The 11,990-nt window shown below is 70.6% G+C and carries 12 protein-coding genes and 1 tRNA gene; 7 read left to right on the forward strand and 6 right to left on the reverse strand.

The window, feature by feature from the left end; all coding sequences use genetic code 11:
* The first annotated feature begins 90 nt into the window (after window positions 1–90).
* Both ABD419_RS10775 and ABD419_RS10780 read left to right on the forward strand, forming a co-directional pair.
* Entirely contained in the window at window positions 91–822 is a 732-nt protein-coding gene (locus ABD419_RS10775; RefSeq protein WP_344485762.1) for an SDR family oxidoreductase, read from the forward strand.
* Between the two features lie 50 nt (window positions 823–872).
* On the forward strand, window positions 873–1,337 hold the full coding sequence (locus tag ABD419_RS10780) for a GNAT family N-acetyltransferase (RefSeq protein WP_344485765.1): 465 nt from the start codon (window positions 873–875) through the stop codon (window positions 1,335–1,337).
* An 83-nt stretch (window positions 1,338–1,420) separates the two neighbouring features.
* Here the strand turns inward: ABD419_RS10780 and ABD419_RS10785 are convergent, their stop codons facing one another.
* The 5 genes from ABD419_RS10785 to ABD419_RS10805 all read right to left on the reverse strand — a co-directional run bounded on the left by ABD419_RS10785 (window position 1,421) and on the right by ABD419_RS10805 (window position 4,730).
* Window positions 1,421–1,813: a YbaB/EbfC family nucleoid-associated protein gene (locus ABD419_RS10785; protein WP_344485768.1), complete on the reverse strand. Its 393-nt coding sequence runs from the start codon at window positions 1,811–1,813 to the stop codon at window positions 1,421–1,423.
* Window positions 1,810–2,100: a YbaB/EbfC family nucleoid-associated protein gene (locus tag ABD419_RS10790; protein ID WP_344485771.1), complete on the reverse strand. Its 291-nt coding sequence runs from the start codon at window positions 2,098–2,100 to the stop codon at window positions 1,810–1,812. Before ABD419_RS10790 ends, ABD419_RS10785 begins: the two co-directional genes overlap by 4 nt.
* 23 nt (window positions 2,101–2,123) lie before the next feature.
* The gene (locus ABD419_RS10795) at window positions 2,124–3,293 is read right to left on the reverse strand and encodes a hypothetical protein (protein WP_344485774.1); all 1,170 of its coding nucleotides are present in this window, start codon (window positions 3,291–3,293) and stop codon (window positions 2,124–2,126) included.
* Window positions 3,293–4,528 carry a hypothetical protein gene (locus ABD419_RS10800; RefSeq protein WP_344485777.1) on the reverse strand — a complete coding sequence of 412 codons (1,236 nt, stop codon included), beginning with the start codon at window positions 4,526–4,528 and terminating at the stop codon, window positions 3,293–3,295. Before ABD419_RS10800 ends, ABD419_RS10795 begins: the two co-directional genes overlap by 1 nt.
* A 128-nt stretch (window positions 4,529–4,656) precedes the next feature.
* Window positions 4,657–4,730: transfer RNA gene (locus ABD419_RS10805), tRNA-Ile, on the reverse strand.
* Window positions 4,731–5,109: 379 nt separating this feature from the next.
* Here ABD419_RS10805 and ABD419_RS10810 point away from each other — a divergent pair.
* The 4 genes from ABD419_RS10810 to ABD419_RS10825 are packed head-to-tail and all read left to right on the forward strand — an operon-like array spanning window position 5,110 to window position 9,189.
* Entirely contained in the window at window positions 5,110–6,444 is a 1,335-nt protein-coding gene (locus tag ABD419_RS10810) for an ABC transporter permease subunit (protein ID WP_344485780.1), read from the forward strand.
* Between the two features lie 9 nt (window positions 6,445–6,453).
* Window positions 6,454–7,497, forward strand: a complete 1,044-nt coding sequence (locus ABD419_RS10815) for a branched-chain amino acid ABC transporter permease (RefSeq protein ID WP_344485783.1) — start codon at window positions 6,454–6,456, stop codon at window positions 7,495–7,497.
* Window positions 7,487–8,344, forward strand: coding sequence for an ABC transporter ATP-binding protein (locus ABD419_RS10820; RefSeq protein WP_344485786.1), 858 nt, complete (start codon window positions 7,487–7,489; stop codon window positions 8,342–8,344). Before ABD419_RS10815 ends, ABD419_RS10820 begins: the two co-directional genes overlap by 11 nt.
* A gap of 8 nt (window positions 8,345–8,352) precedes the next feature.
* Window positions 8,353–9,189 (forward strand): ABC transporter ATP-binding protein, encoded by an 837-nt coding sequence (locus ABD419_RS10825; protein WP_344485789.1) that lies wholly within the window; start codon window positions 8,353–8,355, stop codon window positions 9,187–9,189.
* A gap of 114 nt (window positions 9,190–9,303) precedes the next feature.
* On the opposite strand, the gene ABD419_RS10830 is transcribed toward ABD419_RS10825, so the two are convergent.
* Window positions 9,304–10,566 carry an ABC transporter substrate-binding protein gene (locus ABD419_RS10830; RefSeq protein ID WP_344485792.1) on the reverse strand — a complete coding sequence of 421 codons (1,263 nt, stop codon included), beginning with the start codon at window positions 10,564–10,566 and terminating at the stop codon, window positions 9,304–9,306.
* A 315-nt stretch (window positions 10,567–10,881) separates the two neighbouring features.
* Here ABD419_RS10830 and ABD419_RS10835 point away from each other — a divergent pair, with 315 nt between their 5' ends.
* A complete protein-coding gene (locus tag ABD419_RS10835; RefSeq protein ID WP_344485795.1) occupies window positions 10,882–11,988 on the forward strand; it encodes a hypothetical protein in 1,107 nt (368 codons plus the stop codon).
* Window positions 11,989–11,990: the final 2 nt, after the last annotated feature.

Raw genomic sequence — 11,990 nt, forward strand, 5'->3', positions numbered from 1 at the left:
CCCCCGCTTCACGCCGCGGAACCAGGTACCGGATGTACCACCATAAGCAGTGCTCTTTGCAGGTCCCGGAATCGGGCGCAGGCTCGGTGCATGGCACAGAAGACGGCGCTCGTCACGGGCGCGAACAAGGGAATCGGATACGAGATCGCCAAGGGCCTCGGCGCGAAGGGCGTCAAGGTCTACGCGGCGGCCCGCTCGGTGGAGCTGGGCGAGGCGGCGGTGGAGCAGCTCCGCGGTGAAGGCGTGGACGCGGAGTTCCTCCACCTCGACGTCACCGACGAGGACACGATCGCGAAGGCCGCGGCGCAGGTCGAGTCGCTCGACATCCTGGTGAACAACGCGGGGATCGCCCTGGCCGACGGCGGCTGGAACACGAGCGAGCTCACGACCACGACCGCGCGGAAGGTCTTCGAGACCAACGTGATCGGCGTGATCGCGGTGACCAACGCCTTCCTCCCGCTCCTCCGCGAGTCGGCGGCCCCCCGCATCGTGAACATCTCCAGCGAGGTCGGTTCCCTCACCTTCATGACCGGCGACCACGACTTCGCCCAGATGCAGGCCGGCGCCTACGGCGCCTCCAAGTCCGCCCTCAACATGCTCACCGTCTCCTACGCCAAGGAGTTCAAGGACGGCCCGGTCAAGGTCAACGCCATGACCCCCGGCTACACCAAGACCGACCTCAACCACAACCAGGGCTGGCGCGACCCCGCCCTCTCCGCCAAGGTCGCCATCGACCTCGCCCTCCTCGACGACGACGGCCCCAACGGCGGCTTCTTCCAAGAAGGCCTCGAATACCACGCGGACACCACGGTCCCCTGGTAGTCGCGGAATTCGCGTTGTCGCATGTGCGGGGCCTGGCCTAGGCTCCGCACATGCGCGAACCCCTCTTCACCGCGGCCGACGCCGCGGATGCGGGCGAGATCCTCACCTTGCAGCGTGCGGCGTATGTCGCCGAGGCGCAGCTCTACGGGGAGCCGTTCCTGCCGCCGCTGACCGAGACGCTGGAGGAGGTCGCCGCCGCGATCGCCGCCTCGACCGTCGTCAAGGCGGTGGTGGACGGGCGGATCGTCGCCACGGGCCGAGCCCGCGTCGACGAGGCCAGTCTGTGCCTCGGCCGCTTCGCCGTGGCGCCGGACCGCCAGGGCCAGGGGTTCGGCACGAGGCTCATCTCGGCTCTGGAGGCCACCGCCACGCGGGACGTCAGGCGCTTCGAGCTCTTCACCGGGTTCAAGAGCGAGAGGAACCTCCGCCTGTACGAACGCTGCGGGTACAGCGAGTTCCGACGCGTCCCCGGAGTGACCGGCGTCGAGCTGATCTATCTGGAAAAGCTTGTCTGACCAGGTCGCCGGGCGACCGGGACCGTTGCAGGCGTTCGGGATCGAGGAAGGCCCCGCCGTAGGCGGGGCCTTCGTCGGTTCGGTCAGCGGGGGGTGCGGCCGGGGCCTTGGCCGTCCTTGGGGAGGTATTGGGCGAGGACGGCGTCGACGTCGATCTTGTCGCCGACGAGGCGGCGGGCCATCTCGGCGGTCTTGAGGGCGTAGAGGTCGCGGGCGCGGCGGATGAGGGCGACGGTGGCGGGGCCGATGGACTGGCGGTGGCGCATGGCGCCCTCGTTGATGACGATGGCGTCGACCTTGCCGTTGGCGTCGAGCCTGACGCTGAGGAGGCCGTCCTCGGAGACGACCTCGACGGCGTCGGCGCCGAGTTCGGCGCTGACCTGCTCGTACCGCTGGAGGGTGGCCTCGGCTTCGGAGCGCATCCGCTCGAACTCGGCCATGATCTGGTCGGGGGTGGGCCGCTGCTGGTCGCTCACTGCCGCTCCTCGCGCTCGGCGGCGAACACGTCGGCGAGGGTGCGGCGGATCGCCTCGGAGAGCTCGCGGTCGGCCTCGTCGGTGGCGGCCTTGACCGCGGCGGTGGTGATCTCGCCGAGTTCGAAGCCGCTGAGCTCGAACGCGTTCATGCGCAGGTCGATGATCCTGACGTCGCCGCCGGGGCCGGCCACGACGCGGACGGCCCCGTCCTCGGACACCGCCTCGGCCTCGGTCTCGGCCGCGAGCCGCTGGGCCTCGGCCAGTTTGCTGTGTATGTCGCCGTACATGACGGCTCTCCTCTCTCAGAACGTCAGTTCCAGTACGCGAGCCGCTTCTCGGGGTCGTGCATCCACTCGGGCCGGAACGCCTCGGGTTCGAGGCGCAGCCTCGCGGCCTCGCGGACGATGCGGTCGTCCTCGCGGTGGGCGTACAGGTGGGCCTCGGCGCGGACGGCGGTGGCGGCGCCCTCCGCGGCGGTGAACTCGAGGCGCTCGGCGGCGCCGTCGGCCTCGAACTCGACGGTGTGGGTCCCCGGGCGCACCGGGTACCACCAGTTGCCCCAGGTCGCGGGGAGCTCCAGGCCGTCGACGCGGACGCGCGGGGGCGCGGCCCGCAGGCCCGCGAGCTCGGCGTCGCGGGCGACGACGCCGTCGCCGTCCCGCCACAGGTGCCGGTGGGCCTTGGCGCGCAACAGGAGCGCGCCGTATCCGGGGGCGTGGTCGGGGAGGGACGCGGGCCGGTCGCCGACGAGCGCGGGCCGGTCGGCGGCGTCGGGGCCGTCCCACGGGTGGCGGACCGGCCGCGACATGCCGGGGCCCTGGTGCTCGAGGCGGATCGCGGCGAGGCGGGCGCGTTCGCGCCGGCGCCACGGGGCCAGCGGGACGAGCGCCAGGATCAGGACCGCGACCACGGCGAGGACGACGCGGCTCGCGGTCGAGTCGAGGCTGAACAGGTTGACGACGCCGAGCGGCAGGCCGCAGACGACGGTCGTCACGACGGCCCACTCGTACAGGTACACGCGGGAGACCGGGATCGACGCATCGACCACTTTGGGACCGAAGTGGACGGTCAGCCGGTCGGCCTCCTCGCGCCACACCAGGGTCGCGGTCCGGCCGTCCTCGATCTCGACGACGACCGGGCTGGACGCGGTGCCGCTCTGCACGTCGACCGCGTGCGGGCCGGCGGGCAGCACGACGTGGACGGTGCCGTCGCCGACGGCGACCGGGGTCCCGTCCACGGCCGCGACCGGCATGGTGGCGGCCGCGTCCAGGACCAGTTCGAGCACGCCCGAGCCCTCCGGCGGGAGCGGCCGGCCGGTGGAGGCGGGGTGCGGGGACGGGAGTGCCTCGACCGCGCCGTCCCGGTGGAGCAGGGGCTTCGAGCGCAGCGGCCGGCCCAGCGCGTCGGCGTAGAAGCCGCCGTTGCGCCGGTAGGACCCTGCGAGGTCCTTCGGGATGGCCTTGCGGTCGAGGTCCTGCACTACTTCCCTCCGGCGACCTTGATGTCCTCGGCGGCCTGGATGTCGGCGTCGCGGTACGCGGTCGCGACCTCCGTGAACCGCGTGGCGTTCCCCTCGAGCGCGGGCGAGATGAGGGCGACGTCGCCCGCGAGCTCGACCCGGTTCGAGTTGTACCCCTCGACCCAGCCCTTGCAGGCGAGGCCCCACGTGAAGAAGTCGGTCTCGGTGTCGCTGTTGACCGCCTGCGACAGCGAGTCGGCGTTGCCCTGGAGGGCCTTGAGCTTGTCGGCGACGCCGTCGAACTCGTCGGGCTCGACGCTCGTGTAGGTCGCCATGTCGCCGGAGGGGTTGTCGGACGCGGGCGTGGTGTTGCCGCGGCCGGGCGCGCCGGTGGCCTGGGTGCCGCCGGCCCAGTTGGTGATCATGCCGCCGGCCCACTGGAGCATCTCGGCCGAGGACTGCCGGAACGTGGAGGAGAGGATCTCGGTGCCGAGGTGCGCGAGCTGGCTGCCGGTGAAGTTCGCGAGCGAGACGCGCATGGCCATGGTCGCGGTCTCCATCGCGGTGGACCGGGTCACCCACATGATGAACGTCGCGATCGAGGCGCCGCCGGACGCCCACGACGCCGCGATCGCCCACAGGCCGTAGATGATGACCTGCTCGATGAGCGCCGACAGGAGCGCCTTGATGAGCTCGTAGACCGCCTTCGACAGCATCTGCGCCATGCCGATGTGGGACTCGAGCTGCGAGATCGCGTTGGCGATGCCGCCGAGCGCGGCGGCCATGCCGTTGACCTTGTCCTTGGCGGCCTCGGTCGTCGGCGAGTCGGAGGTCTTCAGCGCGTCCTGCCAGGCCGCGTCCACGTCGCCCTGGAGGGAGATGAGGACGTCCTTGAACTGGCGCCACCGCTCCTGGAGCTCGCTCATCTTGTCGGGGTCGCCGGAGAGCCAGGTGAGGAGCTTGTTCGCGGGCTCGAAGAAACCGAGCACGAAGTCGAGGCCGACGTTGACGAGCATGCCCAGGGGGTTCGCGTACGCGGCGGCGCCCTCGAGCGCGAGGGAGCCGATGTCCGCCATGACGGTCACCGCGGCGTTCCCCGCGGAGACCTCGTCCTCCGCGATCGCCCGCTCGATGACGCCGGCGCTGTTCAGGTACTGCTTGACGCCGGGGGTCGCCTCGCCCGCCTTCGTCCAGTTCCCCTTCTGCGAAGGGTCGTCGTAGGTCGTGATGTCGGAGGCGTTGGAAGGCTCTGCCATGGGGTGCTGCTCCCGGGTCGGAGGGACTGATGCGGATTCCGACCATAACGGATTCGGGCAATCCCGGGAAGCGGTGCGTATGCGAAGAAGGCCCCGCGCCGGCGCGGGGCCTCAGACGCACGTGGTCGTAGGGCAGGCAGGACTTGAACCCGCGACCCAGGGATTATGAGTCCCCTGCTCTAACCAGCTGAGCTACTGCCCCGAGCGGGCAATATCCTCTCACACCCAGTATCGGCGCGGTGGCCCCAGGGCACCGGGCCGCCGATACAGGGGTGCGGTGGAGGGGCGAAACGCCATGCAGTGTTCACTGGTGCCGAACCAGACCGAAACGGCCACATGGCACGACGGAGGAGCCCCTGGCGGCGCCGCGGTAACATTCGCGCCACATTTGCAACGGTTCTATAACGACAGGTGCTGTTGTAAGCCAGGTCTCTTTAAGATCCGACTCACTCCCGCCGTTTCGTGTTTCTCGAACGTTGCACGCGGCGGGTTCCGACGCCCAAACCTCCCGAGGGGGCCCATTGAGACGAGCATTGATGCTGCTGTCGGCTGCGCTGGCCGGCCTGTTGCTGTGTCTGGGGGTGAGCAGCAGCGCGAGCGCACAGGAAGCGCTCGGCGTCCACGGCACACTCGACGACCAGCAGGAGCAGCCCGTACCGGGCGTGTCGATCACCGTGACCGACGCGAACGGCACCGAGATCGCCACGGTCGTGACGGCCGAGGACGGCACCTGGGCGGTGCCGCTGGAGGCCGAAGGCGACTACGTCGTCGCCCTCGACGAGTCGACCCTGCCCGAGGGCCTCGTCGTGCGCAACTGCAAGCCGCAGCTGGAGGTCACCGTCACCGGCGACCGCACCGCACTGTTCCCGCTCGACACCCAGGTCGACGGCTGCACCCCGGGTGAGAGCCCCGGCGGCGGCACGCCCTCCGAGACCGAGAGCGGCGGCGAGCCCGGCGAGGAGTCCTCCGAAGGCGACGACGGCGCCGCCGAGGACGCGGCCGCCGACGAGGTCAGCGAGGTCGAGGGCGAGGGCGGGGCGACCCGCGCGATCAGCCTCCTGGTCTCCGGCCTCCACTTCGGCCTCATGATCGCCCTCGCGGCGGTCGGCCTGTCGATGGTGTTCGGCACCACCGGCCTCACCAACTTCGCCCACGGCGACCTGGTCACCTTCGGCGGCGTCATGGCGCTGCTGTTCAACGTCACGTTCGGCGTCCCCGTGTGGCTCGCCGCGATCGCCGCGGTGGTCCTCGGCGCGGCCTTCGGCTGGGCGCAGGACTGGGGCCTGTGGTCCCCGCTGCGGCGCCGCGGGACCGGCCTGGTCTCGATGATGATCATCTCCATCGGCGTGGCCCTGCTCATCCGCAACGCGACGCTGTTCTTCATCGGCGGCGAGCGCCTGCGGTACACCGAGTACGTCGGCCAGACCCCCTGGGACTTCGGCTGGCTCGTGATCACCCCGAAGGAGGTCGTCACCGGCCTCATCGCCCTCGCCGTGTGCATCCTGGTCGGACTCGCGCTGGTGTTCACCCGGCTCGGCAAGGCGACCCGCGCCGTGGCCGACAACCCGTCGCTCGCGGCCTCCACGGGCATCGACGTCAACAAGGTCGTCCGCCTGGTGTGGACGATCGGCGGCGCGCTCGCGGCCATGTCCGGCGTGTTCCTGTCGATCAGCGACGGCGTCAAGTTCGACATGGGCCAGCACCTGCTGCTGCTCGTGTTCGCCGCGGTCGTCCTCGGCGGTCTCGGCACCGCCTTCGGCGCGTTCGTCGGCGCGATGCTCATCGGCGTGTTCGTGCAGATGTCGACCCTGGTGGTCGCGCCCGAGCTGAAGTACGTCGGCGCGCTGGCCGTCCTCATCATCATCATGCTCACCAGGCCGCAGGGCATCCTCGGCCGCCGCGAGCGAATCGGTTAGGAGGCCGCGATGGATTGGCAATTCGTATTCAGCCAGGCGCTCACGCAGGCCATCGGGCCGACGATGCTCGTGTACGCCCTCGGCGCGATCGGCCTGAACCTCCAGTTCGGGTACACGGGCCTGCTCAACTTCGGCCAGGCGGCGTTCGCCGCCATGGGCGCGTACGGGCTGGCGCTCAGCGTCGTCGCGTGGGGCCTGCCGTTCTGGTGGGGCATCGTCGTCGGCCTCGGGGCCGCGGTCGTGATGGCGCTGCTGCTGGGCATACCCACCCTGCGGCTCCGCGCCGACTACCTCGCGATCGTCACGATCGCGGCGGCCGAGATCGTGCGGCGGCTCGCCCGCGCCACGGTCTGGTCCGACACCACCGGCGGCTCGGACGGCATGCGCGGCTTCTCGGAGTCGTTCTTCGCCCTCATCCCCTGGGACCGCGGGTCGACGTGGTCGTTCCTGTTCGTGTCGATGGACAACGGCCGCCTGGCCGTGGACTTCGGGATCTTCGAGCTCCAGTACTCCTACCGCGACACGTGGATCATGATCGTGGGCTGGGCCCTGGTGCTGTTCTTCTGCGGCATCCTGGCGCTGCTCGTGCACAGCCCGTGGGGCCGGGTCCTCAAGGGCATCCGCGAGGACGAGGAGGCCGTGCGCAGCCTCGGCAAGAACGTCTTCGCGTACAAGATGCAGGCGCTGGTCCTGGGCGGCATCATCGGCGCGGTGGCGGGCTTCGTGTTCGCGCTCAGCCGCGCCAACGTCCAGCCGGACACGTTCACCACGGACTTCACGTTCTACTTCTACGTGGTCCTCATCCTCGGCGGCGCCGCCCGGGTCTTCGGGCCCGTCCTCGGCGCGGCCCTGTTCTGGTTCCTCTACAACATGCTCTCGCAGGGGCTGAGCGAGGCGATCCGCGCCGACGTCATCTCCCCGAGCGTGCTGGAGATGACCCAGGTGGGCCCGCTGGTGTTCCTCCTGCTGGGCCTGGGGATGGTCCTGCTGCTGATCTTCCGGCCGCAGGGACTCATCGGCAACCGGAAGGAGCTGTTGTTCGATGTCCGATAAGGAGAAGGCGGGCAAGGCCGCCGCAGGCGCCGCGCTCGCGGGGGTGCCGCCCGAGCCGGGAGCGCCGAAGCAGGACGCGATCCTGTCGGCGACCGGCGTGCGGCGCGCGTTCGGCGGTCTCGTGGCCGTCGACGTCGAGCACATCGAGATCCAGCGGGGCACCATCACCGCGCTCATCGGCCCGAACGGGGCGGGGAAGACGACGTTCTTCAACCTGCTCACCGGGTTCGACCGGCCGAGCCGGGGCTCGTGGGACTTCGACGGGAACCGGGCCGACCGGATGCGGTCCTTCCAGGTGGCGCGGGCGGGCATGGTCCGCACGTTCCAGCTGACGAAGGCCCTGACGCGCATGACGGTGCTGGACAACATGCTCATCGGCGCGGCCGACCAGATCGGCGAGCGCATGTGGGCGGGGCTCATCCCGTCCCTGTGGAAGCGGCAGGAGGCCGAGAACCGCGAGCGGGCGCTGGAGCTCCTGGAGCGGTTCAAGCTCATCGACAAGCAGGAGCACTACGCCGGCGAGCTCTCGGGCGGCCAGCGCAAGCTCCTGGAGATGGCGCGGGCGCTCATGCTGCGGCCCAAGATGATCATGCTGGACGAGCCGATGGCCGGGGTGAACCCGGCGCTGAAGCAGTCGCTGCTGGAGCACATCAAGGACCTGCGCGAGGACGGCATGACCGTGCTGTTCGTCGAGCACGACATGGACATGGTCCACGAGATCGCGGACTGGGTGGCCGTCATGGCGGCCGGCCAGCTCATCACCGAGGGGACGCCGGACCAGATCTCGGCGGACCAGCGGGTGATCGACGCGTACCTGGGCGCCCACCACGACGCGGCCCAGCATTAGGAGACGACATGAGCGACAACGAGACGAGTGAGGGGATCGGCCCGACGGGCGCCCCCATCGACGAGAGCGTGGAGTCGGCGACCGAGGTGTGCAGCCGCGAGGGCCACCTGGCGGCCTCCGGCGAGGCGCTCCTGCGCGCCGACGAGGTCGTCGCCGGGTACATCCCGGGCGTGTCGATCCTGAACGCGACGGACCTGTACGCGAACGAGGGCGAGCTCGTCGGCATCATCGGCCCCAACGGGGCCGGGAAGTCGACGCTGCTGAAGGCCATGTTCGGCCTGGTCGGCATCACCTCCGGGAAGGTGGTGCTGCGCGGGGAGGACATCACGAACCGCAAGGCCCACCAGCTGGTGCCGCTCGGCGTCGGGTTCGTGCCGCAGACGAACAACGTGTTCGCGGCGCTCACGGTCGAGGAGAACCTCGAGATGGGGGTGTTCCTGCGGCCCAAGGCGTTCAAGGAGCGGTTCGGGTTCGTGACGGACCTGTTCCCGGTGCTCGGGGACCGGCGCGCGCAGCGGGCCGGGTCGCTCTCGGGCGGCGAGCGGCAGATGGTGGCGATGGGCCGGGCGCTCATGATGGAGCCGTCGGTGCTGCTCCTCGACGAGCCGTCGGCGGGCCTGTCCCCCGCGATGCAGGACGAGGTCTTCTTCAACACGAAGCAGATCAACCAGACCGGCGTCACGGTGGTCATGGTCGAGCAGAACGCGCGGCGGTGCCTCCAGATCTGCGACCGCGGGTACGTGCTGGACCAGGGCCGCAGCGCCTACACCGGTCCGGGCGACGGCCTGATCGACGACCCGAAGGTCGTCGAGCTGTACCTGGGCACCCTCGGGCGCGCGGGCTAGAGCACTTGCCTGCGGGCCGGACGACCGGTCCGGCCCGCAGGCCTCGAACGAACGCACGGAGAAGCCCCCCGGGTCCTGTGGTCCCGGGGGGCTCTTCGGTGTGCGCCTGGAGAGCTAGTTCAGCTCGCCGAAGCGGTACTCGAGGTTCTCGTAGGTGTTGTCGGGCAGGTACTGGTAGACGCCGATGGTGGCGGCGGTGACGTCGCCCTCCGGCGAGAACTCGATCGGGCCGGAGTAGCCGTCGTAGTCGATGTCCGCCGTGTTGTCCTCGGCCAGCAGCTCGTAGCACTCGGTGAAGCCGGTGCACTTGGTGCCGCCGCCGGAGACGTCGACCAGGTTGTCCTTGATCGTCTCGGAGTCGATGCTGTCGCCCGCGATCGCGGCGAGCGCGACGAGGGAGGTGGCGTCATAGGACTCGGGACCGTACGTGAAGTCCGTCAGGTCCGGGTCGATCTCCAGGAGGCGCTCCTGGATGCCCGCGGTGTCCGCGCCAGGGAAGGTGCCCTTGGCACCGTCCAGGAAGCCCTCCGGGAAGGTCTCCGAGTAGTCGGCGAGGTTGCCGTCGACGAGGTACCACCCGAGGTCCTGCGCGCTCAGCCCGCCTTCGGCGAGGGCCGGGCCCAGGTTGACGATCTCGTTGAAGGTGACCAGGACGACCGCGTCGGCGCCGGACTCGGCGACCGCGCTGACCTCGGCCGAGAACTCGGTCGCGGTCGGGTCGTAGATGGTCTTCAGGACCACTTCGCCGCCGAACTCGGTGATGTTCTGCTCCACCGCGTCGGCCAGGCCGGTGCCGTAGGCGTCCTGGAGGGCCAGGATGGCGATCTTCTCGTGCCCGTCCGCGATGACCGTGTCGGCGAGGACGCGGCCCTGGAGGATGTCCGAGGGCGCGGTGCGGAAGTAGTAGTCGCCGCGCGGGTACGAGGTGAAGTCGGGCGACGTGTTCGCCGGCGACACCTGGACGATGCCCTCTTCGTAGAGCTTGTCGATGAACTGGAAGGAGACGCCCGAGGAGGCCGCGCCGATGACGGCGTGCACGCCCTGCGCGATGAGGGCGTCGGCGGCCTGGGTGGCGATGTCGGTGGACGTGTCGCCGGAGTCCTCGTGGAAGACCTCGACGCAGTTGTCCAGCACGCCCCCGGCCTCGTTGATCTCCTCGATGGCGAGGTCGACGCCGGCGAATTCGGGCGGGCCGAGGAACGCCAGGGAACCGGTCTGCGGCAGGATCGTGCCGACCTTCAGACCTTCGTCGCTCTCGGTGCAGGCGCCACCGGTCGACGTGTCGTCGCCGCCGTCGTCGTCGGAACAGGCGACGAGCGAGAACGCCGTGACACCGACGGTGGCTACAGCGAGCAGTGCTCGGGGAAAGCGAGCCATTTCTTCTCCTATTGAGTGTTCGAGATGGATCCGCAGGTGGATATGGAGGTTGACGTGATCCGAGTTACACCCTATGGCAGGCCGGGGGGCTATGCCAGACACCGTGACCACACCCGTTCCTGTTTGTGATGGCTCCGTGACCTTCCCGATCCGGTATTGCAATCGCTTTGCGGGGAAGGGAAGCGCGAGTTTCGGTCGGTTTCGGGCGCGCACCGCCGCCGCCGGGCCCCTCCCCCGGCGCGTTCCCCCGCGCGGGGGAGGCCGCTCGCCCCCGCGCGGGAGGAACCGGAGCCCGGCGGCGGCGAGGCTGAAGGCATGACAACGGCACCCACCACCCGGCCCCGGCAGCGGACCGGGCGCGCCGCCGCCACCGCGGCGTTCCTCTGGTCGCTCACCGCGATCCCCATCGGCCTCTGGCAGCTCCTCGACCCCGCCGGCGGCCCCTTCAGCCACGAGCTGTACGAACCCACGTTCACCCTCCCCGACGCGGTCCCGGCCTGGACCGCGCCCGCCGCCCTGGCCGCCGCCGGCGTCCTCGGCCTCCTCGCCGCCCGCGCCCGCCCCGGCCTGTGGCCCCTCACCGCCCTGTACGCGGTCGTCTTCGGGATGCTCCTGAGCACCACCTCGCCGATCGCCTTCGCCGGGTACCTCTGCGCGTTCTTTCTGCCGCTGGTGGTCGCCGCGGTCCCGGTCATGCTCGCCCGCGGCGCGGCCGGGCGCCTCATCGCCGCCGCCGCGGTCCTCGCGGCACTCGTCGCCCTCGGCCTCACCGGCGTCGTCGACTACGCGGCCGTCGGCGAGTTCCTGCGGATGCTCGGCGCCAGCGTCGCCGAGATCGGCGTCTACATGCTGGTCCAGACCTGGGTCGTCGCCGGCGGCGCGATCTGGAGCGCCCTCACGTTGTCCCTGGTCCTCCGCGGGCGCGAGGGCCGCCCCGCGCCGGCCTGGCTCGCCCCCGAGCGGGCCGCACGCTGGGGCCGGGCCGCCAGCTGGATCGCGTTCGCCTGCGCACTCCCCTACGGGCTCACCCGCATGACGTGGCTGACCCCGTGGGCGTGGATGGGCGGCCCGCTCGACTCGTCGATGATCGACCCCGCCACCCGCGTGTGGGGCCTGTGCCTCGGCTTCGCGGCCCTCGGCGGCGGCGTCCTGTGCCTGGGCATGACCTACCGGTGGGGCACCCGCTGGCCGTTCTGGATGCCGGTGGTCAAGGGCCGCCCGGTGCCGCCGAAGGTCGCTATCGTCCCCGCGACCGTGGTGGCCGCGCTGTTCACGTTCGTGTCGGTCCCGTTCGTGGCCCTGTCGGTCCGCCAGGACGCCCTGGAGATGGTGTGGGCCTTCCCGTTCTACGTCTGGGGCCCGGCGCTGGCCGCGGCGACGCTGGCCTACGCGATCCGGCGCGGCGTGGTCGAGGCCCGGTGAAC

Origin of the sequence: Glycomyces endophyticus (assembly GCF_039531525.1) — a bacterium.
Taxonomy (GTDB): Bacteria; Actinomycetota; Actinomycetes; order Mycobacteriales; family Micromonosporaceae; genus Glycomyces; species Glycomyces endophyticus.